The organism is Hydrogenophaga sp. (assembly GCF_035481345.1).
Taxonomy (GTDB): domain Bacteria; phylum Pseudomonadota; class Gammaproteobacteria; order Burkholderiales; family Burkholderiaceae_C; genus Hydrogenophaga.
Genome location: NZ_DATIGV010000022.1, coordinates 1 through 24741, shown reverse-complemented (window position 1 = coordinate 24741; position 24741 = coordinate 1). Strand labels below are relative to the sequence as shown.

Sequence of the window (24741 nt, the reverse complement as noted above, 5' to 3'; positions counted from 1 at the left end):
GGCAGCAACGCGCAGGCGCCGGGCGAGGACATCGCGCGCTTCTGGCGCGGCTTCAACGATGCGGCGCTGGACGCGCTGATCGAACGCGCGCTGGCCGCCAACACCGACATCCGCCTGGCGCAGGCGCGCCTGCAGGAGGCGAGGGCGCTGCAGGGCGAGGCGGACGCCGCCGCGCGGCCCGGCGTGGCCATCGAAGGCAATGCGCAGCGCTCGGTGGCGCCGCAGACCCAGCAGCCCGGCGCCTCGCGCAGCGAGCGCACCGGCAACAGCTTCGACGCCAGCTTCATCGCCGGCTGGGAGCTCGACCTCTTCGGCCGCGTGCGCCGCACGCGCGAGGCCGCCGCCGCGCAGGTGAGCGCCAGCGAGGCCGGCCTGCACGCCGCGCACACGGCCGTGGCGGCCGAGGTGGCGCGCTACTACCTGGAATTGCGCGGCCTGCAGGAACGCCAGCGCGTGACCGAGGCCAGTCTCGTGAACCAGCGCGAGTCGCTGCGCCTCACCGAGGCGCGGCTGGAGGCCGGCCGGGCGCGCCAGCTCGACGTGGCCGGCGCGCGCGCCCTGGTCGCCAGCACCGAGGCCCAGTTGCCCTCGCTGCAGGCGGGCATCGAGGCCGCAGCCTTCCGCCTGGCCACGCTCACCGCACAGCCGCCGCGCACCGTGCTGGCCGACCTGGCGCTGCCCCGGCCGCTGCCTTCGCTGCCGGCGACCGACCTGGCCACGCTGCCGGTGGGCACGCCGCAGCAGTGGCTGCAGCGCCGGCCCGACGTGATCGCGGCCGAACGCCAGTTGGCGGCGGCCACGGCCCGCATCGGCATCGCGCGCAGCGAGCTCTACCCGAGCGTCTCGCTCTCGGGCCTGCTGGGTTTCAACGCGGCGCGCCTGGGCGACCTGTTCACCAGCGACGCGGCGCGCTACGCGCTCGGCGTGGGCCTGTCCTGGACGCCGTTCGACTTTGGCGCCATCCGCTCGCGCGTGGCGGCGAGCGAAGCGCGCGCCCAGCAGGGCCTGGTGGTGTTCGAGCAGACGGTGGCGCTGGCGCTGGAGGAAACCGAGGGCGCGTTCAGCGGCTTCAACCGCAACGCCCAACGCGCCGAGCGCCTGCTGGAGGCCGCGCGCCACGCCGACGAGGCCGCGCAACTGGCCCGCGCGCGCTTCGAGGCCGGCGTGACCGACTTCCAGGCCGTGCTGCAGGCCGAGCGCGAGGTGCTCTCGATTCGCGAGCAGCTCACTCAGGCCCAGGTGGGCACCGCCACGGCGCTGGTGGCGGTGTACCGGGCCATTGGCGGCGGGTGGTCGCCCCCGGCGGCGGCCACCGCCGCCGCGCGTTGAGTCCGGGACTCAGTTCACCAGCACCAGCTTGCCCTTGACCGAACGCGATCCCATGATCGCGTAGGCCTTGTGCAGCTCGGCCATGGGCAGGGTCTGGTCGATCACCGGCTTGACCTGGCCCTTGGCGTACATCCCGGCGAGCGCCTGCATCATGGCCGCGTTGGCCTGGGGCTCGCGCTTGGCGAAGTCGCCCCAGAACACGCCGACGATGCTGGCGCCCTTGAGCAGCGCCAGGTTGAGTGGCAGGGCGGGAATGGGACCGCTGGCGAAGCCCACCACGAGGTAGCGCCCGCGCCAGGCGATGGAGCGGAACGCCGGTTCGGCGAAGTCGCCGCCCACGGGGTCGTAGATCACATCGGGGCCTTTGCCGTCGGTGAGGCGCTTGATCTCGTCGCGCAGGCTGGTGAGCGGGCCGTGTTGCGCGTAGTTGATGGTCGCATCGGCGCCGAGCGAGGTGCACAGCGCGCACTTCTCGTCGCTGGAAGCGGCGGCGATCACGCGCGCGCCGGCGGCCTTGGCGATCTGGATGGCGGCCGTGCCCACGCCGCCGGCCGCGCCGAGGATCAGCACCGTCTCGCCCGCCTTGAGTTGCGCGCGGTCCATGAGCGCGTGGTACGAGGTGGCGTAGATCATGATGAAGGCCGCCGCGTCCACGGCGGGGAAGCCTTCGGGCAGCGGCATGCACAGCGCGGCGGGCGCCAGGGTGTGGGTGCCGAAACCACCGGTGCCGCTGAGGCAGGCCACGCGCTGGCCGGGCTTGAGGTGCTTCACACCCTCGCCCACGGCCTCCACCACGCCCGCGTACTCGCTGCCCGGCACGAAGGGCAGGGGCGGCTTCATCTGATACTTGTTCTGCACGATGAGCAGATCGGGGAAGTTCAGGCTGGCCGCTTCGATGCGGAGGCGCACCTGGCCCGCGCCGGGCTCGGGCGTGGGCAACTCCTTCCATTGCAGGGCGTCGACGCCGGTGGGGTTCTCGCACAGCCAGGCGTGCATGGTGGGTCTCCTCTCGTGAATGGGGGTGCGGGGCATGATAGGGATCGGTCTTGCGTTTGCGCAGGGGGTTTTGTCCCTTGGGTGACCGCCCCGGGCGCCACCGGATAAGAAGAAAGCGCGATACCCCCAGGTCAATAGAATTTCGCCCATGAAAATCCTGATCTCGAACGACGACGGCTTCCAGGCCAAGGGCATCGTGGCCCTGTACGAGGCCGTGAAAGCCCTGCCCGGCGTCGAGGTCGAGGTCGTTGCCCCCGAGCACAACAACAGCGCCAAGAGCAACGCCCTGAGCCTGCACTCGCCGCTCTACGTGCACACCGCGTCCAACGGATTCCGCTACGTCAACGGCACCCCCGCCGACTGCGTGCACATCGCGCTCACCGGCCTGCTCGGCTACCGGCCCGATCTGGTCATCTCCGGCATCAACAACGGCGCCAACATGGGCGACGACACCATCTACTCTGGCACCGTCGGCGCGGCGATGGAGGGTTACCTGTTCGGCATTCCCGCCATCGCGTTCTCCCAGACCGAGAAGGGCTGGGCCCACCTCGACGCCGCCGCCGCCCAGGCCGCCGCCCTGGTGCAGCAACTGCTGCCCTCGCTGCCCGAATCGGCCAAGCGCGGCGACGCCTGGCTGCTCAACGTCAACATCCCCTGCCGGCCCGCCGAGGAGATCCGGGGCGTGAAGGTCACGCGCCTGGGCCGTCGCCACGCCGCCGAGCCCGTCATCGTGCAGGTCAACCCCCGAGGGGAGACCATGTACTGGATCGGCAGCGCCGGCGCCGCGCGCGACGAGGCCGAGGGCACGGACTTCCACGCCACGCAGCAGGGCTACGTCAGCCTCACGCCGCTGCAGGTGGACCTGACCGATCACGACACCCTGGCCTACTGGGCTCCCACGGCGGCCGTGCTGTCGAAGGAGGAGGCGTGAAACCGCCGCAGCCTCGCCCGCGCCCGGGCTTTCCGGCCCGTTTGCCCGCCGGCACGCCGGCCCCGGTACCCGCGCGCCAGCACAAGCCCGATTCGCCCGCCGCCCGCAGCCCGGCCGCGCCCAGCGGCGTCGGCATGGACTCGGCCGCCGTGCGCGCGGCCATGGTGCGCAAGCTGCAGGGGCAGGGCATCACGCACCCGGCGGTCGTGGCGGCGATGCTCGCGGTGGAACGCCATCGCTTCGTCGACTCGGCGCTGGTGAACCAGGCCTACGAAGACACCAGCCTGCCCATCGGCCAGGGCCAGACCATCAGCAAGCCCGGGGTGGTGGCGCGCATGGTCGAGCTGCTGTGCCAGGCACGCGTGCAGCCCCTGGGCCGCGTGCTGGAGATCGGCACCGGCTGCGGCTACCAGGCCGCCGTGCTCGCCCGCGTGGCCAAAGAGGTCTACAGCATCGAGCGCATCCGCAGCCTGCACGAGAAAGCGCGCGACAACCTGCGCGCTCTGCGCGTGCCCAATCTGCACCTGCTGTTCGGAGACGGCATGGTGGGCTTTGCGCAAGGCGCGCCCTATGCGGGCATCATCGCGGCGGCCGGCGGGAACGATCTGCCGGCGGCCTGGATCGACCAGCTCGCCGTCGGCGGCCGGCTGGTGGCGCCGGCCGTCACGGCCGCCGGGCGGCAGAACCTGGTGGTGATCGACAAGACCGCCACCGGTGTGGTCCGCACCGAACTCGAGGCCGTGCATTTCGTGCCCCTAAAATCGGGCCTCGCATGACGGTCCCGCCCTTGCCGGCGCAGAGCGTGAATCGAAATGGGGCCCGTTCGCGGGCCCGCAAGACAACGGTGGAGTCTTCATGAATCAAATGGCAAAACACGAGCTGGGACACACCCGGACGCAGGGATACGCAGCCACTCGGGTGCTGTCGTGGTCCGTGCTCGGCCTGGCCCTGCTCGTGAGCGCCTGCAGCACGCAGCGCGTGTCGCGCCCCGCGCCGGTGGAAGATCGCGGCACATCCCGCTCGACCACCGACGCGGCGCCGAGCGCGTCGGCCCCCGCCGCGGCGCAGCCCCGCGTGGGCTACGTGACGGTGCAACCCGGCGACACGCTGTACCGCATCGCCCTGAACGCGGGCCAGGACTGGCGCGACATCGCCGCCTGGAACAACCTGCCCAACCCCAACGCGATCGAAGTCGGCCAGTTGCTGCGCGTGGCGCCGCCGGCCGCTGCCGCCGCGGCACCGGCGCCCGGCGGCGTGTCCACGGCACCCGTCACCAGCAGCGGCGTCACTTCGCGGCCCCTGAGCGAAACCAGCCCGGCCGCGGCGCCGGCCCCCGCGCCCGCCCCGGCGCCTGCGCCAGCCCCCGCCGCGGCGGGCGACGAAATCCAGTTCGTCTGGCCGGCCTCGGGCGCGGTCATCGCGAACTTCGACGAGAACACCAACAAGGGCGTGAGCATCGGCGGCAAGATCGGCGACCCCGTGATCGCGGCGGCCGATGGGCGCGTGGTCTACGCGGGCGCCGGCCTGCGCGGCTACGGCAACCTCATCATCCTGCAGCACAACAACACCTACCTCACCGCCTACGCGCACAACCAGGCGCTGCTGGTGCGCGAGAACCAGGCGGTGCGCCAGGGCCAGAAGATCGCCGAGATGGGCAGCAGCGACACCGACCGCGTGAAGCTGCACTTCGAGGTGCGCCGCCAGGGCAAGCCGGTCGATCCGCTGTCCCACCTGCCCAAGCGCTGAGCCGGGCCCCGCATGGCCTGGCCCGTCCTCGTCTTCGACATCGAGTCCATTCCGGACGTGGACGGCCTGCGCGCGCTGCGCGCGGCCGGTGCCGACCTGAGCGACGAGCAGGTGCACGCCGAGTGGGTGGCCGAGCGCAAGGAAAAGGGGCAGAGCGACTTCATGCCGCTCTACCTGCAGCGCGTGCTGGTCATCAGCTGCGTGTTCCGCAACGCCGAAGGCCTGCGCGTGCACTCCTTCGTCGACAAGGACGGCCAGAGCGAGGGCCGGGTCATCCAGAGCTTTTTCCAGGCGATCGAGAAGCACGTGCCCCAGCTCGTGAGCTGGAACGGCGGCGGCTTCGACCTGCCCGTGCTGCACTACCGCGGTCTGCGCCACGGGCTGGAGGCCAACAAGTACTGGGACATGGGCGAGGACGACCGCGAGTTCAAGTGGAACAACTACATCGGCAGGTACCACATGCGCCACCTGGACCTGATGGACCTGCTGGCCATGTACTCGCCCAAGAACAACGCACCCCTGGACGCCATGGCCAAGCTCTGCGGCTTCCCGGGCAAGCTGGGCATGGACGGCTCGCAGGTCTACGCGCAGTACCTCGCCGGGCAGACGGACGCCATCCGCCGCTACTGCGAGACGGACGTGATGAACACCTACCTCATGTACTGCCGCTTCCAGAAGATGCGCGGCGGCTTCACGCCCGACGAGTACGAGCGCGAGATCGCCTACGTGAAGGAAACGCTGGGCGGGCTGGCGCCGGGCGAATCGCATTGGCAGGAGTACCTGGCCGCGTGGAACTGATGGCCCCCACGCTCCGCCGCTGCGCGGGTCGCTGCCCCCCGAGGGGGCTGTGTCGCCTTGGGGCGGCCCGGCGGCGACACGGCCGACCCCGCTGGCTGGCCTGAGACAATCGCCGGATGTCCACCGACGTTCCGCACCACCCATCCCCCGCGTTCCCCGACGGCTCGCTCGCCGTCGAATCCCTCGACATCGAAGCCCAGGGCATCGCCCACCGCGCCGACGGCAAGGTGGTCTTCATCGAAGGTGCGCTGCCCTTCGAGCAGGTCAGCGTCTCGGTCCACCGCAAGAAGAACAACTGGGAGGCCGCCACTGTCACGGCCATCCACCGCGAATCCTCGCAGCGCGTGCGCCCCGGCTGCCCGCACTTCGGCCTGCACGCGGGCGCCTGCGGCGGCTGCAAGATGCAGCACCTGCACCCGGCGGCCCAGGTCGCCATCAAGCAGCGCGTGCTGGAGGACAACCTCTGGCATCTCGGCAAGGTGCGCGCCGAGACCGTGCTGCGTCCCATTGAAGGCCCCACCTGGGGCTACCGCCACCGCGCGCGCCTGTCGGTGCGCCACGTGCACAAGAAGGGCGTGGTGCTGATCGGCTTTCATGAGCGCAAGAGCCGCTACGTGGCCGACATGGGCGTGTGCCTGGTGCTGCCGCCGCATGTGAGCGACATGCTCGCGCCGCTGCGCGAGCTCATCTTCGGCATGGACGCGCGCGAGACCTGCCCGCAGATCGAACTGGCCTGCGGCGACAGCGTGACCGCGCTGGTGCTGCGCCACCTGGAGCCTCTGAGCGAGGACGATCTGGCGCGCCTGCGCGCCTTCGGCCAGCAGCACGGTGTGCAGTGGTGGCTGCAGGCCAAGGGGCCGGACACGGTGCGCCTGCTGGACGAAGGCGGCGAGCCACTGAGCTACGCCTTGCCCGACTACGGTGTGGTCATGCCCTTCAAACCCACCGACTTCACCCAGGTCAACCCCTCGATCAACCGCGTGCTCGTCTCACGCGCCCTGCGCCTGCTCGATGCGCGCGCCGACGAGCGCGTCATCGACTGGTTCTGCGGCCTGGGCAACTTCACCCTGCCCATCGCCACCACCGCGCGCGAGGTGCTGGGCGTGGAGGGCAGCGAGGCCCTGGTGGCGCGCTCGCGCGAGAACCTGGCGCGCAACAGCGTGGGCCGCGCGAAGGCCTTCGCGCCCACCACGTTTGCCGCGCGCAACCTGTTCGAGATGACGCCAGAGCAACTGGTGGCCGACGGCGTGGCCCAGAAGTGGCTGGTCGATCCCCCCCGCGAGGGCGCCTTCGCTCTGGCCAAGGCCCTGGCCGATCTGCACCAGCAGCCCGAACTGCGGGGCGGCTGGACGCCTCCGAAGCGCATCGTTTACGTGAGCTGCAACCCCGCCACGCTGGCGCGCGACGCGGGTTTGCTGGTGCACCAGGCGGGTTACCGCTGTATATCGGCCGGCGCCGTGAACATGTTCCCCCACACCGCCCACGTCGAGAGCATGGCGGTCTTCGAGCTCGCTGATTGATTCGCAGGCAAACGGTGGGCGCGCCCTGAGCGTCGCCCGCTGGCGGACGCTGGGCGCCCTGCGTAGCGAAATAAAGGAGGAGGACCGGCGCAGCCGGTCCGGGGGACATTCGCGGAGCAGGGCGCCCAGTGGCCGCCAGCGCCGCGAGGTGCAGGCCAAAAGCCGTCAGGACGTCGGCTTCTCCGCCGGAGCCTTTTCGGAAGGGGCCGCCTCGCCCTCGGACGGCATGCCGACGACGCTGTTGTCCCGCATGTACTGGTCCATCTCCCGCCAGCCCGCGAACACCGCCGCCTTGCCGGCGCGCGGATTGGTCTGGAAGCACGATTCGATGCTGCGCACCGCGTGCCGGCAGGCGCTGCCGATGGCGCGGCCCTCGGCCTCCTTGCGGGCGTTCACCTGCGTCGCCGTCTCGATGCCCAAGGCATCGCAGCCGGCCAGCCAGGTGCTGGCGAGTGTGATGAGGATGAGGGCAGAGCGGCGCATGGTGGTTCGGGTGGGGTTGCCTCTGCATTTCGGCCGCCCGGACCGGAACTTGACGCCCGCGGCCATGAAAAAAGGGCCCGAAGGCCCTTCTTTCACAAGATGGAACGGACGGCTTATTCGCGCTCGCCGCCGAAGACGCCCAGCAGCATCAGCAGGCTCTGGAACACGTTGTACAGGCTCAGGTACACGCCCAGCGTGGCGCTGATGTAGTTGGTTTCCTCGCCGTCCTGCACACGCTTGAGGTCGTACAGGATGAAGGCCGAGAACACGCCCACCGCCAGCACCGAAATGGTGATCATCAGGGCGCTCGACTGAATGAACACGTTGGCCACGGCGGCCACCAGGATCAGGATCGCGCCGATGAACAGGAACTTGCCCATGTTCGACAGGTCGCGCTTGATGACGCTCGAGAGCGAGGCCATGCCAAAGAACACCGCCGCCGTGCCGCCGAAGGCCATCATGATCAGGCTGGAGCCATTGGCGAAGCCCAGCACCATCGCCAGCAGGCGCGACAGCATCAGGCCCATGAAGAAGGTGAAGGCCAGCAGGATCGGCACGCCGGCGGCCGAGTTCTTGGTCTTTTCGATCGCGAACATGAAGCCGAAGGCGCCGCCCAGGAAGACGATGAGGCCCAGGCCGCCCGTGAGGCTGGCCGTGATGCCGGTGGCCACGCCCACCCAGGCGCCCAGAACCGTGGGCAGCATGGACAGCGCGAGCAGCCAGTAGGTGTTGCGCAGCACGCGGTTGCGTTGCGAAGCGCTGGCCGAGACGGCGGTGCCGAAGCGGCCGTTGGTTTGAACGTGGTCGGACATGGTGGGACTCTCCTTAAGTCAACCCTAAGATTCGGGCATTGTGCCCGAGGTTCCCCGGGCCCTCAACGCCGCGCCGTGCGCCGTTGATGGCATGGTGAGCTCAGTTGTGACCGCCGGGTGCGTAATCAAGGGGTTATCGTCCAGGGTTAGTCCGTTTTTTCACTCACTCCAAGGAAGTTCATGAAGTCCACCCATGCGCTCGAAGCCGCTGACGTCAAAGCCATTGCCGCAGCGGCGGAAAAGGAAGCCCTCGCCCATCAGTGGGCGGTGACGATCGCCATCGTCGACGCCGGCGGCCACCTGCTGTGGCTGCAGCGCCTGGATGGCGCGCCGCCGATCTCCGCCCACATCGCGCCCGCCAAGGCCCACACGGCGGCCATGGGCCGCCGCGAGAGCAAGGTCTATGAGGACGTCATCAACCAGGGACGCACCTCGTTCCTGAGCGCTCCGCAGCTGCAGGGCATGCTCGAAGGCGGCGTGCCGGTGATGAAGGACGGCCAGTGCATCGGCGCCGTGGGCGTGAGCGGCGTCAAGTCCACCGAGGACGCGCAGATCGCGCGCGCGGGCATCGCCGCGCTCGGTCTTTGAAGATCGGGTAAAAAAGCGCCTGGCTAACGGCGGCGTGGTGTGCCGCCCTGGCTGGCTCAAAAACGACGCTCGGAGACGGAGAGTCTCCGGGTCGCCCCACGATACGAAAACGGTCCCGCGCCCCGAATGTTCAGGGCGTGGGCTCCGTGATGAAACCAATCTTGCGCAAGCCGGCCTTCTGCGCCGCGGCCATGGCCAGGGCCACGCGCTCGTAGCGCACGGCCTTGTCGCCGCGGATGTGCAATTCGGGTTGCGGGTCCTGCGCGGCGGCGGCGCTCAGCATGCCGGCCAGCTCGCCATCGCTCAGGCGCTGGTCGTTCCAGAAGTACTGGCCCTCGGCGTCGACCGAGAAGCGGATGTTCTCCGGCTTGTCCTGCACCTTCTCGACGCTGGCCTGCGGCAGGTCGATGTTCACGGCGTGCTGGATCACCGGCACCGTGATGATGAAGATGATGAGCAGCACCAGCATCACGTCGATGAACGGGATCATGTTGATCTCGCTCATGACTTCGTCGCTGGCGTCTTGCGTTCCGATGGCCATGTGATCAGCTCCGCTGCTGCTTGATGGGCAGGACCTTGCCCTCGGCACCCACGCTCACGCGGGCACCGGTGACGAAGTAGGCGTGCAGGTCGTGCGCGAAGCGGTTGAGCTTGTGCAGCACGGCCTTGTTGCCGCGCACCAGGGCGTTGTAGCCCAGCACCGCGGGAATGGCCACCAGCAGGCCCAGGGCCGTCATGATGAGCGCTTCACCGATGGGGCCGGCGACCTGGTCGATGGCGACCTGGCCCGCCGTGCTGATGCCCAGCAGCGCGTGGTAGATGCCCCAGACCGTGCCGAACAGGCCCACGAAGGGCGCGGTGGAGGCCACCGAGGCGAGCACCGACAGGCCGCCCTGCGCGCGGATGGTGAAGTCGTCCACGCTCTTGCGCAGCGCGCGCTCGATCCAGTCGCTCACGTCCAGGTTGTCGTGCAGCTGCGGGCGGGTGGCGCCGTCCTGGTGGGTGATGTGGCGGGCCGCCTCGCGGCCTTCGATGGCGGCGGTGCGGAAGGGGTTGCCGTCGGCGTCGCCGAGCTTTTCCAGGCCTTCGGCGAAGTCGCTGCTGTGCCAGAAGCCTTCGACGCCGCGGGCCTGGGCGCGCTGGGCGCGCAGGTCCAGGGCCTTCCACAGGATGATGATCCACGAGGCCAGGGACATGGCCAGCAGCACGAGGGCCACGCTGCGGGTGACCCAGTCACCCTGGCTCCAGACGTGGGCGATGCCCGAGGTGGCGAATTGCGAATCCATGAAGCTCTGACTCCTGCGAAGGCGGTTTATTCCAAGACGAAATTGATCGGCACGTTGAACCACATGGCCTCGGCCACGCCGCCGCGCTTGCCGGGCACGTAGCGCCAGCGCAGCACGGTCTGCAGCGCCGTCTGGTCGAGGCGCTCGTAACCGCTGGAGGTGTGGATCTCGGCCTTGCTGGCCGTGCCGTTGAGATCGATGAAGACGCGCACGACGACCTTGCCCTGTTCGCCCAGGCGGCGCGAGAGCGAGGGATAGGGCGGGCGCGGGTTGTTGAGGTAGTCGGCGCTGCTGGAGGGCAGCGTCACCACCGGCGGCGGCGCGGGCGGTGCCGGGGGCGCGGGGGGCGGAGCCGCCACCACGGGCGCTGGCGGCGCGGGCACCACCGGCTCGGGCGGCGCGGCCTGGATGGGGGACGGCGCGGGTGAAGGCGTGGCCACCGGCAGCGGGCGGGGCGGCGGCGGGGCCGGGCGCGGCTTGGGTGGCGGGGGCTTGGGTGCGGGCGGTGCAGGGGCCGGCGGCTCTGGCTCCACCTGGGGCTGGGGGAGCTCGATCAGCTCGGCCATCACCTCGACCGGGATCACCATCTCCGCCGCGCGGCGCAGCAGGCCGCTTTGCAGCGCCCACACCGCGAACACGTGCAGGCCCACCACGGAACCCACCACGAGCAGGCGGCGGTTGAAGCGGCGCGGCACGGTGGTCATCGGGACGGGGGCGGGGGACCCCAAGGGGAAGCTGGTCGTGGGCATGGCGGTTGAACGAGGGGGCCGGCACAACAGGGCCGTTGGCCCGGGGGATGAAACCCTCGTCGATGACTAGTCGCGTCGAAAGATCCAGTACAGCGCGATCAGCGTGAGCATGAGACTGGCAACGTGAACGACGAGGCCCGTGATCATGAACGTCCTTTCGCGCAAGGCGCACACAGGGTGTGACAGGAAAGTTCGCACATTCTAAACGAGAATGTTTCGCATTCTCAGGGTTGGGCGAAAAAAAATCCCGGGAAGGCATTGTGCGTCTCCGGTGCCAGTATCGGGCGGGCACAGAAGGCGGTGGTGCACGAGATCGGCTGCTATTAAAAACAATTCTCATTTATGATTGAAGGCACCCGTCCTGAGAGCCGATCCGCCGTATGCCCCTGTTTCGCTTCTGCGCCACCGCCTGGCTGGCCCCTGTCCTGTTCGCGGGCGCGCTGGCCCTGCCCGGCGTGGCGTCGGCGCACAGCCTGCTGCTGAACTGCCGTTCCGCCGCCGACAACATGGTGCAGTGCAAGGGTGAGTTCTCCGATGGCAGCGACGCGGCCGGCATGGCCATCGCGGTCAAGGCCTACGACGAGCGCGTGCTGGCCAAGGGCGCGCTGGGCGGCGACTCCACCTGGCGCTTCGCCAAGCCCGCGGGCGAGTACTTCGTGCGCCTGGAAGACGGCGGCGAGCACTCGGCCGAGGTGGACCACACCGACGTGAAACCATGAGCGCCGCACGGCCGCCCGAAGGCGTTCGCACCGCAGCGCGACGCGCGGAGGTTTGCGAATGACGACCCAGGTGGTGCGCCCTGCCGGCGCCGGCCACGAAACGCTGTGGGTGCTGCTGGCCGCGGCCGGCGTGCTCGCCCTGGCCGCGCTGGTGATCGGCGTGCGCGCGCCGACCGAAGCCGCCGCCGCCCTGGCCGCGCACCAGGTGGACGCGCGCACCCAGCTCAACCCGGCCGAGCAGGGCGTGCACGCGGACCTGCTGGTCGCGGCCGATGAGATCGTGGCCTTGCGCGACAGCGAACAGGCCATGCCCACCGTCGAGGCGCTGCGCGACATGGGCCTGCCGCCGTTCTCCGCCGGCCCCGAGGCCCGCGCGCGCGGTGCGCACGAGTGGCGCGCGGCGCCACAGGGCCACGACCTGACCTACGTCGGCCGCAGCGCCGAGCCGCGGCTCGCGGCGTCCTTCCTGCTGCGCCTGCCGGCCACCGTCGGCAGGGATGCAGGCAAGGACGCCGGGCACGCGCACGGCGACGCGGTCGAGGTCTGGATCCAGCGCGAAGGCCCCGTGGCCTGGCCCGAGGGCATCGACGAGCCCGCGCTGGTGCGCCAGGGCTGGCGCCAGGTGGTCACGCGCTACGACGCCGGTGTGACGCGCCAAGGCGCCGCGCACTGAGCGCGTGTGTCCAGCGCCGCCTGTTCTTTCTTCGAGACGCACGACATGCAAGACCTTCAGACGCCGCTCAAGCGCCGCCGCCTGCTCGCGGCCCTGGCCTGCACGCCCCTGGCGCTGGCCACCGGCCGGCCCGCCTTCGCCCAGACCAGGCGCCTGCGCGTGGGCGTGACGCTGCACCCCTACTACAGCTACGTGGCCAATATCGTCGGCAACCTGGCCGAGGTGGTGCCCATCATTCCCGCCGGCTTCAACCCGCACGCCTACGAGCCGCGCACCGAGGACATCAAGCGCATCGGCTCGCTCGACGTGATCGTGCTCAACGGCGTGGGCCACGACGATTTCGCGGGCCGCATGATCAAGGCCAGCGAGAAGCCGGACCTGAAGGTGATCGAGGCCAACGCGCAGGTGCCGCTGCTGGCTGCGGTAGGCACCGGGCGCGGCACCTCGGGCAAGGTGGTGAACCCGCACACCTTCCTCTCGGTCACGGCCTCCATCTCGCAGGTCAACACCATCGCGCGTGAGCTCGGCAAGCTCGACCCCGCCAACGCCGCTGCGTACACCGCCAACGCGCGCGCCTACGCGCAGAAGCTGCGCAAGCTGCGGGCCGACGCGCTGGGCCAGCTCGTGAAGACACCGGGCGCCGATTTCCGTATCGCCACCATCCACGGCGCCTACGACTACCTGCTGCGCGAGTTCGGCCTGGAGGTGGCGGCCGTGGTGGAGCCTGCGCACGGCATCGAGCCCAGTCCCGCGCAGCTCAAGGGCACCATCGACCAGATCCGCTCGCTCGACGTGAAGGTGATCTTCTCGGAGATGGACTTTCCCTCGGCCTACGTCGACACCATCCGCCGCGAAACCGGTGTGCGCCTGTACGCGCTCACGCACATTTCGCACGGTCCTTACACGGCCGAGAAGTTCGAGCAGGAGATCGCGAAGAACCTGGCGACCGTGGTGCGCGCGATCCAGGAGAGCGCATGACCATGGGCCCCCACGCTGCGCCGCTGCGCGGGTCGCTTCCCCCCGAAGGGGTTGATCCGGCTTGGGGCGGCCCGGCGCCGGATCGCGGTGGCCCTGCGATCAAGTTCGACGACGTCGCCCTCACCCTCGGCCAGACCGACATCCTTCAGCGGGTGAGCCTGCGCGTGGCCGGCGGCGGCGTGCACGCGCTGGTGGGGCCCAACGGCGGCGGCAAGAGCTCGCTGTTCAAGGCCCTGCTGGGCCAGGTGCCGCACCGTGGCCGCATCGCACTGGAGTGGCCGGGTGAGCCGGGCGTGGTGGGCTACGTGCCACAGGCCCTGGCTTTCGACGCCGGCCTGCCGATGACGGTGCTGGACTTCATGGGCGCCATGTGCCAGCGCCGCCCGGTGATGCTGGGCCTGTCGCGGCGCTGGCAGGCGCCGGTGGAGCAGGCCCTGCGCCAGGTGGGCATGTGGGAGAAGGCGCAGCGCCGCATGGGCGCGCTGTCCGGCGGTGAGCGCCAGCGCGTGCTGCTGGCGCAGGCGCTGATGCCCGCGCCCGACCTGATCCTGCTGGATGAGCCCATGTCCGCGCTCGACGAGGCGGGCATGCGCGTGTTCGAGGCCCTGCTCGCGCATTGGCGCGAGCGGCGCACCACCGTGCTGTGGATCGAGCACGACCTGGACGCGGTGACGCGCCTGGCCGACCGGGTCACCGGTCTGAACCGCCAGGTGCTGTTCGATGGGCCGCCCGCCGAGGTGCTCACGCCGCAGCGTGTGCTGGCCCTGTTCTCGAACCGGCACCGGCACGAAGAAGCGCAGGCGGCCGAGGAGGTCGACGCATGACCGATCTGATCGACGCCCTGCGCCACAGCCTCCAGCACCTGGCCGCACAGGGCGTGCTGCCCCATTCGCTGACGTACGGCTTCGTGGTCAACGCCGTGCTCGCGGGCCTGTGCATCGGCCCCGTGCTGGGCGGCCTGGGTACGCTGGTGGTGGTCAAGCGCCTGGCCTTCTTCTCCGAGGCCGTGGGCCACGCCGCGCTCACGGGCGTGGCCATCGGCATCTTGCTGGGCGAGCCCTACACCGGGCCCTACGGCAGCCTGTTCGCTTACTGCACGCTGTTCGGCCTGCTGCTGATGTACCTGCGCAACCGCACCGGCCTGTCGCCCGACACCTTGATCGGCGTGTTCCTCGCGGTCTCGCTCTCGCTGGGCGCGAGCCTGCTGCTGGTCCTGTCGGGGCGCGTGAACATCCACATCCTGGAGAACGTGCTGTTCGGCTCGGTGCTCACCGTGGACACCAGCGACCTGCTGGTGCTGCTGGCGGTGAGCGCGGTGGTGGTGGCGCTCACGGTGCCGCTCTACAACCGCTTCATGCTGGCCAGCTTCAACCCGCAACTGGCCAGCGTGCGCGGCGTGCGCGTGAAGCTGCTGGACTACCTGTTCGTGGTGCTGGTCACCATCGTCACCGTGGCCTCGGTCAAGGTCATCGGCGCCATCCTCGTCGGTGCGCTGCTGATCATTCCCGCCGCCGCGGCGCGCTTGCTGAGCCTGTCGCTGCGCGGCTTCTTCTGGCTCAGCGTGCTCATCGCCACCCTCAGCACGCAGGTGGGCATCCTGGTGCCGATCGAGCTGGAGCTGCCGGTGCCTTCGGGCGCGGCCATCATCCTCACCGCCGGCGCGCTCTTCGGACTCGCGGCCATCGTGCGCGGCTTCACGCCCGCCCTCAAAGGACACGCCGGATGAACCCGCGCCCTGTTTCCCTCGCCGCGCTGGCACCCGGCCGGCGCCAGGCCGGTCTGGCGCTCATGCTCGCACTCGCCGCGCCGCTGGCCGCGCAGGCGCAGGCGCAGGTACCCGTTGCCGGCGCAGCGATCACGGCCCCCGTGCGCCTGCTGGTCTCCCACCCCGTGGTGGCCTCGCTCACCCAGACACTGGCGCAGGGCACCGGCATCGCCGTGCTGCGCCCCGTGCCGGAAACCCTGCCAGCGAACCGCCAGCTCGCATTCTTCAGCAGCCGCGGCGCGGCCGGCCTGGGCCAGGCCGCGCGCCAGGCCGACGCGGTCATCGCGCTGCGCTCCATCTGGCCCGACGACCCGCTGTTCCCGCTGGCGCGCCGCCAGAACATCCGCCTGATCGAGATCGACGCGGCGCGCCCGCTCGACGCCTCGCTGCCGGGCATCGCGCTGCGGGAGGGCGCCGCCACGGCGGCCGCCTTGCCCTGGCTGGACCCCGTCAACCTGGGCCGCATGGCCGACGTGATCGCCGCCGACGTGGCGCGCCTGGCGCCCGACGCGAAGCCGCGCCTGCAGGACAACGTGGCCGTGCTGCGCCAGCGCCTGCTGGCCGTCAGCGCGCAAAGCGAGGCGCGCTTGGCGCGCGCGGCCAACCTGTCGGTGTTCAGCCTCTCCGACCGGCTCGACTACCTGGTGAGCGGCTTCAACCTGGACCTGGTGGGCATCGACGCGCGCGAGGACGACGCAGCCTGGACGCCCGAGGCCCTGGCCGCGCTGACGGAGCGCCTGCGCGAGGGCGCGGTGGCTGCCGCGTTGCACCACCGCGAGCCGCCCCCCGCCGTGGCGCAGGCCGTGCAGCAGGCGGGTGCGAAGCTGATCGTGCTGCAGACCGAAGGCCGCGACCCGGTGGCCGAACTGCAAGGCAACGCCGAACGCCTGGGCGTGCTCGCCGCGCCCTGAGGCCCGCCGGCCGTCAGGGCTCGTACTTGTAGCCCAGGCCGTAGACGGAGTGGATGAGCTCGCGCCCCGGGGCGGCTTCGTCCATTTTCCGGCGCAGCTTCTTGATGTGGCTGTCCACCGTGCGGTCGGAGACGATGCGCTCGTCGCGGTACATCGCGTCCATCAACTGCTCGCGCGAGAAGATGCGCCCCGGCCGCGCGCTCAGCACCTTGAGCAACTGGAACTCCACCACGGTGAGGCCGAGGTCGTGGCCATCGAGCGTGGCGCGCCAGGCGGCTTCGTCGAGCTGCAGACCGCCGGGCGCGCCGGCCGCCGCGTGCGTGCCACGGCGCAGCACCGCCTTCACGCGCGCCACCACCTCGCGCGGGCTGAAGGGCTTGCAGATGTAGTCGTCCGCGCCCAGCTCCAGGCCCAGCAGGCGATCGATCTCCTCCACGCGCGCCGTGACCATGACGATGGCGGGCGCCGGACGGCCAGCCTGGCCCGAGCGCAACGCCCGGCACACGTCCAGCCCGCTCTTGCCGGGCAGCATCAGGTCCAGCAGCACCAGGTCCACGGGGTGCTCGGCCAGCCAGGGCTCCACCTCATCGCCGCGCGTGAGGTGGTGCGTCTCGTAGCCGGATTGCGCGAGGTAGTCGAGCAAGACCTTGGCGATCTTGTTCTCGTCTTCGACGATGAGGATGCGTCCCGCCGCTTCAGACATGGTGGGACTCCTCCGTGTGCAGGGGCAGCCACACGTCCCAGCGCAGCCCGCCCAGTGCACTGGCCGAGGCCTGCATCCGCCCGCCGTGTCCTTCAATGATGGCCCGGGCGATGGCCAGCCCCAGGCCCGAGCCGCCGCTGGCGCTGGCGCGCGATTCGTCCACGCGGTAGAGCCGGTCCGTCAGGCGCGGCAGGGCCTCGGTCGGTACGCCGGGGGCGGAGTCCTCCCAGCTCAGGCGCGCTTCGTTGCCATCGCGCGCGAGTCGCACGTCCAGCGCGGCGGGATCGTGCGTGTAGCGCCGCGTGTTCTGCAGCAGGTTGGCCAGCACCTGGTCGAGCCGGTCGCCATCGGCGCGCACGATCAGGCCCTCGGGCAGCTCGGTGCTCAGGGCCAGGCGCTGGCCGGGTCGCGCGGTGGCCTCGTGCAGGTAATCGGCCACGAGGCGGCCCAGGTCGAGCGGCGCGAAGCGGTAGTCCAGCGCGCCCAGGTCCGACAGCGAGAGCAGGCGCAGATCGTCCACCAGGCGCGTGAGGCGGCTCACCTCCTGCGCCAGTGAATCGAGGTTGGCCGCGTCGGGTGGGCGGATGCCGTCCTGCAGCGCCTCAATCTCGGCGCGCAGCGTGGCCAGCGGCGTGCGCAACTCGTGCGCGATGTCGGCGATCCATTGCTGGCGCGCCTGGCGCGCCGCCTGCAGCGATTGGGCCATCCGGTTGAAGTCGTCCGCGAGCTGGGCCAGCTCATCGTGGCCCTGTGCGGGCAGGCGCACCTCGTAGTGGCCCTCGGCGATCGCCGTGGTGCCCGCGCCCAGCGCGCGCAGCCGGCGCGAGAGCCAGTGCGCGATGAGCGCCGCATTGAGCAGCACCGCCGCGAACAGCCCCAGCGCGATGGCCGCGTAGGTGCGCGTCTGCTGCGCCTGGAACACGCGCTCCAGCGAGGCCACCATCTGCAGCCGCGGCACGTAGCCCAGATAGCCCACCAGCCGCTCGTCCACGGTGATGGGTTTGAGCACGGCCTGCTCGGCGCGCCACTCGGGGCCGATGATCACCCGCCGCTCGGCGTCGAGCAGCAGGAGCCGCGGGTCGATGGTGAGCGCGGGCGGGTTGCCGGGGGGAGGGGCCCCGGCCGGGGGACGCGGGCCGGCGGGCGCCGGCGCGTTGATCGATGGCGGTGGCGCGCCGGGAGGCTGCCCCTGTTCGCCCGGCCGCCGCTGCACGCGGCCCGAGCCCAGCACCTCGCGCGAGAGCTCGAACCAGCGCTCGCGGTCGCCCGCGATCCAGTCCCAGTGGCCGTGCTCACGGTAGCCGTTGGCCAGGCGCACCACCAGCGGTTGCAGGCGGGTCTCGTCGGCCTTGTTCAGGTACTCCACCAGACCCCGGTCGAAGCTCCAGCCGTAAATGAGGTAGGCCGCCATCACCAGCACCACGTTGGCGCCGGCGATGGCCAGGAAGAGCTTCACGCGCAGCGAATCGAAGCGCGCGAGTCCGGATCGGGGGCGGGCGGTGGGCGTGGAGGACGCGACGGGCATGGGGCAAGCCTAAACCGGAATCTGGCAAACACTGTGCAAGCGCCGTGTGAAGCGGTCTTCGCACGCCGTGCGTTTTCTTTCCATATTTGCCCCGCAACATCCGCTCCCAGCATCGCCGAACCCGGCTTTCCGCCTGCGAACCATGAACCAGAAACAGAAGACCTCCTCCCTCCGTCGCCACCCCTGGCGCAGCGCGCTCATCGCGTTGGTGGGCCTGGCGTTGCTGGGCGGTGGCGGCGCGGCCTGGTGGTTCCAGTGGGGGCCGGGCGCCAAGAAGGAAAGCACCTACATCACCGCCACCATCCAGCGCGGCGACATCGAGGACCAGGTGGCCGCCACCGGCTCGCTGCAGCCGCGCGACTACGTGGACGTGGGCGCGCAGGTCTCCGGCCAGTTGCGCAAGCTGCACGTGGAGGTGGGCACCGAGGTGAAGGAGGGCGACCTGCTCGCCGAGATCGACGCCGAGACCTCGCAGGCGCGCGTGGACGCCAGCCGCGCTCAACTGCGTTCGCAGCAGGCCCAGATGGCCGAGCGCGAGCTCAACCTGGTGAAGGCCGAGCGCGACCTGCAGCGCCAGAAGAACCTGATGGCCGAGGAGGCCACCACCGCCGAGGCCCTGCAGAACGCCGAGACGGCGGCGCGCACGGCGCGCGCGCAGATCGGTTCGCTGAAGGCGCAGATGGAGCAGGTGCAGGCCAGCATGCGGGTGGAAGAGGCCAACCTCAAGTACACGAAGATCTACGCGCCCATGGCGGGCACGGTGGTCAGCATCACCGCGCGCCAGGGGCAGACGCTCAACACCAACCAGCAGGCGCCCACGCTGCTGCGCATCGCCGACCTGTCGGTGATGACGGTGCAGACCCAGGTGTCCGAGGCCGACGTGAGCAAGCTGCGCCAGGGCATGCCGGTGTACTTCACCACCCTGGGCGGGCAGGGCCGGCGCTGGTACGGCGACCTGAAGAAGATCGAGCCCACGCCCACGGTGACGAACAACGTGGTGCTCTACAACGCGCTGTTCGAGGTGCCCAACCACAACCGCAGCCTGATGACGCAGATGACCGCGCAGGTGTTTTTCGTCGTGGCCGAGGCGCGCGACGTGCTGGTGGTGCCGATGTCGGCGCTGACGCTGCAGCGCGGCGGGCCGGCGGGCCGCGAGCGCGCGGGCCAGAGCGGCGGCGCCCCGGGTGGGGCGCCTGCTGCCGCGCCGGGTGCAGCCCCCGGGGCCTCGCCGGGCGCGCAGCCCGGTGCCGCGCCGGCCGCGCCACCGGCCTCGCGCCCGAACTCCTCGCTGTCCGTGCCCGCTGGCGCGTTCCGCACCGTGGCCGACACGGTGCTCGCGCAGGCCCCCGCGGGCGAGCGCCCGCGCTTCGACCGCGAGGCCTTCGAGAAGATGACGCCCGAGGAGCGCGAGCGTTTCCGTGAGCAGCGCCGCGCGGAGATGGAGAAGCTCAGCCCCGAGGAGCGCGAGCGCCTGCGCGAGCAACGACGCCAGATGCGCGAGCAGGGCGGTGGGCAAGGAACCGCTCAGACGCCACCCGCGGACAGTGCACGCCAGGCTTCGCCCGAGAAGGCCCCCGCCCGAGCCCCCGCGAATGCCGCTGCCGGCGTGGAGCGTGGCCCCGGTGCACAGCCTGGCGCTGTGCCGCGCGGCTCGCGCGGTCCGCGCCAGGCCAAGGTCAAGGTCATGAAGGAGGACGGCACGATCGAGGAGCGCGAGGTCACCATCGGCATCAGCAACCGCGTGCACGCCGAGGTGCTCTCGGGCCTGAAGGAAGGCGAGCGCGTCGTCGCTGGCACGCGCGAGGCCGAACCGCCGCGCCGCAACACCCCCCAACAGGGCGCAGGCCTGGGCCAGCAGGGCTTTGGCGGCCCGGGCGGCCCGGGTGGCATGCCGATGGCCACGCCGGCCGGAGCCCGCCGATGACCCAGCTGCCCGCCGCCCCCGACGCCGCGGTGCTGCCCACCGGCACGCCGCCCGAGGCGGTGCTGCCCCTGATCGACCTGCGCGGCATCACCAAGACCTACCGCAACGGCGAGCTCGCGGTCGAGGTGCTGCACGGCATCGACCTGCAGATCTACCCCGGCGAGCTGGTCGCCATCATGGGCGCCTCGGGCTCGGGCAAGTCCACGCTCATGAACATCCTGGGCTGCCTGGACAAGCCCACCACCGGCACCTACCGCTTCATGGGGCGCGACGTGTCCGAACTGGAGCGCGACGAACTCGCCGAGCTGCGCCGCGACGCCTTCGGCTTCGTCTTCCAGAGCTACAACCTCATCGCCACCGGCACCGCCACCGACAACGTGGAAGTGCCCGCCATGTACGCGGGCGTGCCGCCGGCCGAGCGCCACGCGCGCGCGGCCGAACTGCTGGAGTCGCTGGGCCTGGGCGAGCGCGCGCACCACCGGCCCAACCAGCTCTCGGGCGGGCAGCAGCAGCGCGTGTCCATCGCGCGCGCGCTCATGAACGGCGGCCGCGTGATCCTGGCCGACGAGCCCACGGGCGCGCTGGACAGCAAGAGCGGCGCCGACGTGATGGCGCTGCTGAAGGACCTGTCGGCGCAGGGCCATACGGTGATCCTCATCACGCACGCGGCCGAGGTGGCCGCGCACGCGCAGCGCGTGATCGAAATCAAGGACGGCAACGTGGTGGCCGACCCCGGCCCGCGCCCGCCGCAGGGCGAGGCCGCGCAACTGGCGCGGGACTGGACGCCGCGGCGCGGGCGCATCTCGCACCTGGGCGACGTGGCCGAGGCCGCCAAGACGGCGATGCGCGCGCTGCGCGCCAACGTGTTCCGCGCCATCCTCACGCTGCTGGGCATCGTCATCGGCGTGGCCTCCGTGATCGCCATGCTGGCCATCGGTGACGGCGCCAAGCAGCAGGTGATCGACCGCATCAGCGCCATGGGCTCCAACCTGCTGCTGGTGCGCCCGGGCGCGCCCAACCAGCGCGGCTTCCAGAACATCGCCACCCTGGTGCTGGCCGACGTGCAGGCCATCGACAAGGAAGTGCCCAACGTGCTGGCGGCCGTGCCCGAGCAGACCAGCAGCGTCACCCTGCGCTTCGGCGAGTCCGACTACTCCAGCAGCGTGCGCGGCACCTCGACGAAGTTTCCGCTGGCGCGCCAGTGGCCGGTGGCGCGCGGCACCTTCTTCAGCGAAGAGGACGAGCAGGAGTACGCCACCGTGGCCGTGCTCGGCCAGACCGTGGCCAAGGCCCTGTTCCCCGGCGGGCAGGAGCCGCTGGGCCAGTACATCCTGGTGAACAACCTCATCTTCCAGGTGATCGGCGTCATGAGCGCGCGCGGCGCCTCGCCCAACGGCGACGACCAGGACGACATCGTCATGGTGCCCTACGCCACGAGCCAGTTGCGCCTGTCAGGCCAGCGCTTCCTGCGCAACGTCACCGTGGCGGTGCAGGACGTCTCGCGCATCGACGAGACGCAGTCGGCGGTGGAGTCCCTGCTGGCCGAGCGCCACGGCGTGATCGACTTCCAGATCCGCAACATGGCCTCCATCATCGACACCGCCACCGAGACGCAGAACACCATGACGGTGCTGCTCGGCTCCATCGCCGCGATCTCGCTGCTGGTGGGCGGCATCGGCGTCATGAACATCATGCTGGTGAGCGTGACCGAACGCACCCGCGAGATCGGCATCCGCATGGCCACCGGCGCGCGCACGCGCAACATCCTGCAGCAGTTCTTGATCGAGGCGCTGGTGGTGTCCGCCCTGGGCGGCGTCATCGGCGTCTTCGTCGGCCTGGGCGTGGCCGCCGTGGTGGGCGCCACGGGCACGGCCGTGCAGTTCTCCGTCGCGCCGGTGGTGCTGGCCTTTGGCTGTGCCTTCGCCACCGGACTCATCTTCGGTTTCCTGCCGGCGCGCAAGGCCGCGCGGCTCGATCCCGTCGTCGCTCTGGCGTCCGAATGAACACCCCCGCCGCGCTTCGCGCGACCCCCTCAAGGGGGCAACACCTGCGGCCTGGCAAAGCCAGTTCCGCGGTGTTTCTGGTCTGGCACCCGGGCGTGCCTGGAGTATTGGAATGAATCTTGGTGCTGTATTGAAGATGTCCGTGTTGAGTTGCGCGCTGGCTTTGCAGGCCTGCGCCGTCACGCAGGACCCGGCGCGCGGCCCCGTGGTGGACATGCCCGCGCAGTGGGACGCCACCGCGACCACCGCCGAGGCCCCGGCGCTCACCACCGCCTGGTGGCAGGGCTTCGGCTCGCCCGCGCTGGTGCAACTGCTGGACGAGGCCCAGGCCGGCAGCGCCGACCTGCGCATCGCGATCGAGCGCATGCGCCAGGCCGACATCGCCCTGCAGCAGGCCGGCATCGCGCGCCTGCCCTCGGTGGGCGGCAGTCTGAGCACGTCCACGGGCCGCAGCGATGCGGCGGACACACCGTCCACCTCGCGCGAGTCCACCAGCGCCAGCCTGTCGGTCAGCTACGAGCTCGACCTCTGGGGCCGCATCGCGGCGGGTGTGCGCGCGGGCGAAGCGTCCTTCGAAGCCAGCCAGCACGACTGGCGCACCGCGCGCCTGACGCTGCTCTCGGGCGTGGCGTCCAGCTACTTCCTCTGGCTCAACACCGGCGAGCGCCTGGCCATCGCGCGCCAGAACCTGGAGATCGCCGAGCGCGTGCTGCGCATCGTCGAGGCGCGCCAGCGCAACGGCGTGGCCACCGCGCTGGAGGTGTCGCAGCAGCGCGCCACCGTGCTGTCGGCGCGCACCGCGCTCATTCCGCTGGAGCTGCAGCAGCGCCAGACCGCCTCGGCCTTGGCCTTGTTGCTGGGCCGCGTGCCGCAGGGCTACGCGCCGGCCACCGGCGATTTCGCGCAACTGCGCGTGCCCGAGTTGTCGCCCGGGCTGCCATCGACGCTGCTCACGCGCCGGCCCGACCTGGCCTCGGCCGAGTCGCAACTGGCCGCGTCCGACGCCAACGTGGCCGCCGCGCGCGCCGCGCTGCTGCCCAGCGTCTCGCTCTCGGGCTCGGTGGGCCTGGGCACCTCGGCGCTGCTCAGCCTGGCCGATCCGACGCGCAGCGTCTCGCTGGGCCTGTCGCTGGCGCAGTCCATCTTCGACGGCGGGCGCCAGCGCCTGCAGGTGCGCACCACCGAGTCGCAGCGCGTGGTGCTGATCGAGAACTACGGCAAGACCATCCGCACCGCGCTCAAGGAAGTGGACGACGGCCTGGGCAACCTCTCGCGCAGCGAGCAGCAGGAGTCGCTGCAGCGCGAGTTGGTGGCGCAGGCGCGGCGCTCGCTGGAACTGGCCGAGCTGCGCTACCGCGAGGGCAGCGGCGACCTGCTGTCGGTGCTGGACGCGCAGCGCACCCTGTTCTCCGCGCTGGACGCGCTGTCCACGCAGAAGCTCTCGCGCCTCACGGCCGCCGTCGACCTTTACAAGGCGCTGGGCGGCGACTGGGTCGATACGCCACCCCTGTCCTGACGGCGCAACGCCCTCGAAAAAGAGGGTGGCCCGTCTCTATTTCTAAATGAGAATAGTTATAATTTGCAAGTTGTGAACACACGGTCAGACGCCCTCCCGAAACCTCCCTCGGCCGCCCCGGCGGCGTCGAAGCGGGCCTATTGGCTCAAGACCCTGCACCAGTGGCACTGGATCAGCTCCGCGCTGTGCCTGATCGGCATGCTGCTGTTCGCGTTCACCGGCATCACGCTCAACCACGCGGCCGACATCCCGGCCACGCCGGTGGTGCAGAGCAAGACCCTGGAATTGCCCGCCGAGCTGAAGGCCGCGCTGGCCGTGAAGGACGACGAGCCCGACCACGCCGCGCTGCCGCCCGAGCTGCGCGCCTGGCTGGACCGCGAGCTCGGGCTGAGCCTGCCCGGCACCGAGGCCGAGTGGTCGCCTGAGGAGATCTACCTCTCGCTGCCGCGCCCCGGCGGCGACGCCTGGCTGCGCATCGAGCGCGACAGCGGCGCCGTGGAATACGAGCGCACCGACCGCGGCTGGATCTCGTACTTCAACGACCTGCACAAGGGCCGCCACACCGGGATCGCATGGAAGTGGTTCCTCGACGTGTTCTCGGTGGCCTGCCTGGTGTTCTGCATCACCGGTCTGTTCATCCTCAAGTTCCACGCCAGCGCGCGGCCCACCACCTGGCCCATGGTGGGCGCGGGCCTGGTGGTTCCGCTGCTGCTCGTGATCCTCTTCATCCACTAAGGAGCTTTCGTCTCATGACGACCATCCGTTACGCCGCCGCCGTCACGGCGG

At 70.7% G+C, this 24741-nt stretch carries 25 protein-coding genes; 17 read left to right on the top strand and 8 right to left on the bottom strand.

Annotation, left to right across the window (positions count from 1 at the left end; all coding sequences use genetic code 11):
- Positions 1-1329: efflux transporter outer membrane subunit (locus VLG41_RS02355; protein ID WP_325347792.1), on the top strand; the 1329-nt coding region annotated here is incomplete at its 5' end.
- A 9-nt stretch (positions 1330-1338) separates the two neighbouring features.
- On the opposite strand, the gene VLG41_RS02350 is transcribed toward VLG41_RS02355, so the two are convergent.
- On the bottom strand, positions 1339-2325 hold the full coding sequence (locus tag VLG41_RS02350) for an NADPH:quinone oxidoreductase family protein (RefSeq protein WP_325347791.1): 987 nt from the start codon (positions 2323-2325) through the stop codon (positions 1339-1341).
- Between the two features lie 148 nt (positions 2326-2473).
- Here VLG41_RS02350 and surE point away from each other — a divergent pair, with 148 nt between their 5' ends.
- The 5 genes from surE (at position 2474) to rlmD (ending at position 7320) form a co-directional block, all read left to right on the top strand.
- Positions 2474-3256 carry a 5'/3'-nucleotidase SurE gene (surE, locus tag VLG41_RS02345; RefSeq protein ID WP_325347790.1) on the top strand — a complete coding sequence of 261 codons (783 nt, stop codon included), beginning with the start codon at positions 2474-2476 and terminating at the stop codon, positions 3254-3256.
- The gene (locus VLG41_RS02340; protein ID WP_414652419.1) at positions 3253-4032 is read left to right on the top strand and encodes a protein-L-isoaspartate(D-aspartate) O-methyltransferase; all 780 of its coding nucleotides are present in this window, start codon (positions 3253-3255) and stop codon (positions 4030-4032) included. The genes surE and VLG41_RS02340 overlap by 4 nt, the downstream gene beginning before the upstream one ends.
- Positions 4033-4120: 88 nt before the next feature.
- Positions 4121-5002, top strand: a complete 882-nt coding sequence (locus tag VLG41_RS02335; RefSeq protein ID WP_325347793.1) for a peptidoglycan DD-metalloendopeptidase family protein — start codon at positions 4121-4123, stop codon at positions 5000-5002.
- Between the two features lie 12 nt (positions 5003-5014).
- On the top strand, positions 5015-5800 hold the full coding sequence (locus VLG41_RS02330; protein ID WP_325347789.1) for a 3'-5' exonuclease: 786 nt from the start codon (positions 5015-5017) through the stop codon (positions 5798-5800).
- Positions 5801-5916: 116 nt separating this feature from the next.
- On the top strand, positions 5917-7320 hold the full coding sequence (gene rlmD / locus VLG41_RS02325; RefSeq protein WP_325347788.1) for a 23S rRNA (uracil(1939)-C(5))-methyltransferase RlmD: 1404 nt from the start codon (positions 5917-5919) through the stop codon (positions 7318-7320).
- 165 nt (positions 7321-7485) lie between these two features.
- Here rlmD and VLG41_RS02320 read toward each other — a convergent pair whose 3' ends face one another.
- Positions 7486-7803, bottom strand: a complete 318-nt coding sequence (locus VLG41_RS02320) for a hypothetical protein (protein WP_325347787.1) — start codon at positions 7801-7803, stop codon at positions 7486-7488.
- Between the two features lie 113 nt (positions 7804-7916).
- On the bottom strand, positions 7917-8615 hold the full coding sequence (locus tag VLG41_RS02315; protein WP_325347786.1) for a Bax inhibitor-1/YccA family protein: 699 nt from the start codon (positions 8613-8615) through the stop codon (positions 7917-7919).
- 180 nt (positions 8616-8795) lie between these two features.
- Here VLG41_RS02315 and VLG41_RS02310 point away from each other — a divergent pair, with 180 nt between their 5' ends.
- Positions 8796-9203, top strand: coding sequence for a heme-binding protein (locus VLG41_RS02310; RefSeq protein ID WP_325347785.1), 408 nt, complete (start codon positions 8796-8798; stop codon positions 9201-9203).
- A gap of 130 nt (positions 9204-9333) precedes the next feature.
- Here the strand turns inward: VLG41_RS02310 and VLG41_RS02305 are convergent, their stop codons facing one another.
- The 3 genes from VLG41_RS02305 to VLG41_RS02295 are packed head-to-tail and all read right to left on the bottom strand — an operon-like array spanning position 9334 to position 11193.
- Positions 9334-9744 (bottom strand): biopolymer transporter ExbD, encoded by a 411-nt coding sequence (locus VLG41_RS02305; RefSeq protein WP_325347784.1) that lies wholly within the window; start codon positions 9742-9744, stop codon positions 9334-9336.
- A gap of 4 nt (positions 9745-9748) precedes the next feature.
- Complete coding sequence (locus VLG41_RS02300) at positions 9749-10489, bottom strand: MotA/TolQ/ExbB proton channel family protein (protein ID WP_325347783.1); 741 nt, start codon at positions 10487-10489, stop codon at positions 9749-9751.
- Positions 10490-10515: 26 nt separating this feature from the next.
- Positions 10516-11193 carry an energy transducer TonB gene (locus VLG41_RS02295; protein WP_325347782.1) on the bottom strand — a complete coding sequence of 226 codons (678 nt, stop codon included), beginning with the start codon at positions 11191-11193 and terminating at the stop codon, positions 10516-10518.
- Between the two features lie 425 nt (positions 11194-11618).
- Here VLG41_RS02295 and VLG41_RS02290 point away from each other — a divergent pair, with 425 nt between their 5' ends.
- Genes VLG41_RS02290 through VLG41_RS02265 form a run of 6 tightly spaced genes read left to right on the top strand, consistent with a single transcriptional unit; the run spans position 11619 to position 16284 of the window.
- The gene (locus VLG41_RS02290; RefSeq protein WP_325347781.1) at positions 11619-11957 is read left to right on the top strand and encodes a hypothetical protein; all 339 of its coding nucleotides are present in this window, start codon (positions 11619-11621) and stop codon (positions 11955-11957) included.
- Between the two features lie 58 nt (positions 11958-12015).
- Entirely contained in the window at positions 12016-12630 is a 615-nt protein-coding gene (locus tag VLG41_RS02285; protein ID WP_325347780.1) for a DUF6162 family protein, read from the top strand.
- A 45-nt stretch (positions 12631-12675) separates the two neighbouring features.
- Positions 12676-13608 carry a metal ABC transporter solute-binding protein, Zn/Mn family gene (locus VLG41_RS02280; protein ID WP_325347779.1) on the top strand — a complete coding sequence of 311 codons (933 nt, stop codon included), beginning with the start codon at positions 12676-12678 and terminating at the stop codon, positions 13606-13608.
- Positions 13605-14432: a metal ABC transporter ATP-binding protein gene (locus tag VLG41_RS02275; protein WP_325347778.1), complete on the top strand. Its 828-nt coding sequence runs from the start codon at positions 13605-13607 to the stop codon at positions 14430-14432. Before VLG41_RS02280 ends, VLG41_RS02275 begins: the two co-directional genes overlap by 4 nt.
- Positions 14429-15334 carry a metal ABC transporter permease gene (locus VLG41_RS02270; RefSeq protein WP_325347777.1) on the top strand — a complete coding sequence of 302 codons (906 nt, stop codon included), beginning with the start codon at positions 14429-14431 and terminating at the stop codon, positions 15332-15334. Before VLG41_RS02275 ends, VLG41_RS02270 begins: the two co-directional genes overlap by 4 nt.
- Positions 15331-16284, top strand: coding sequence for a metal ABC transporter solute-binding protein, Zn/Mn family (locus tag VLG41_RS02265; RefSeq protein WP_325347776.1), 954 nt, complete (start codon positions 15331-15333; stop codon positions 16282-16284). The genes VLG41_RS02270 and VLG41_RS02265 overlap by 4 nt, the downstream gene beginning before the upstream one ends.
- 13 nt (positions 16285-16297) lie before the next feature.
- Here VLG41_RS02265 and VLG41_RS02260 read toward each other — a convergent pair whose 3' ends face one another.
- On the bottom strand, positions 16298-16987 hold the full coding sequence (locus VLG41_RS02260; RefSeq protein WP_325347775.1) for a response regulator: 690 nt from the start codon (positions 16985-16987) through the stop codon (positions 16298-16300).
- On the bottom strand, positions 16980-18512 hold the full coding sequence (locus tag VLG41_RS02255; RefSeq protein WP_325347774.1) for an ATP-binding protein: 1533 nt from the start codon (positions 18510-18512) through the stop codon (positions 16980-16982). Before VLG41_RS02255 ends, VLG41_RS02260 begins: the two co-directional genes overlap by 8 nt.
- 142 nt (positions 18513-18654) lie before the next feature.
- Between VLG41_RS02255 and VLG41_RS02250 the strand changes: the two genes are divergently transcribed.
- The 4 genes from VLG41_RS02250 to VLG41_RS02235 all read left to right on the top strand — a co-directional run bounded on the left by VLG41_RS02250 (position 18655) and on the right by VLG41_RS02235 (position 24690).
- Positions 18655-20436, top strand: coding sequence for an efflux RND transporter periplasmic adaptor subunit (locus tag VLG41_RS02250; protein WP_325347773.1), 1782 nt, complete (start codon positions 18655-18657; stop codon positions 20434-20436).
- Complete coding sequence (locus tag VLG41_RS02245) at positions 20433-22439, top strand: MacB family efflux pump subunit (RefSeq protein ID WP_325347772.1); 2007 nt, start codon at positions 20433-20435, stop codon at positions 22437-22439. The genes VLG41_RS02250 and VLG41_RS02245 overlap by 4 nt, the downstream gene beginning before the upstream one ends.
- 112 nt (positions 22440-22551) lie before the next feature.
- A complete protein-coding gene (locus tag VLG41_RS02240; RefSeq protein WP_325347771.1) occupies positions 22552-23955 on the top strand; it encodes a TolC family protein in 1404 nt (467 codons plus the stop codon).
- A 72-nt stretch (positions 23956-24027) separates the two neighbouring features.
- Entirely contained in the window at positions 24028-24690 is a 663-nt protein-coding gene (locus tag VLG41_RS02235; RefSeq protein WP_325347770.1) for a PepSY-associated TM helix domain-containing protein, read from the top strand.
- Positions 24691-24741 lie beyond the last annotated feature (51 nt).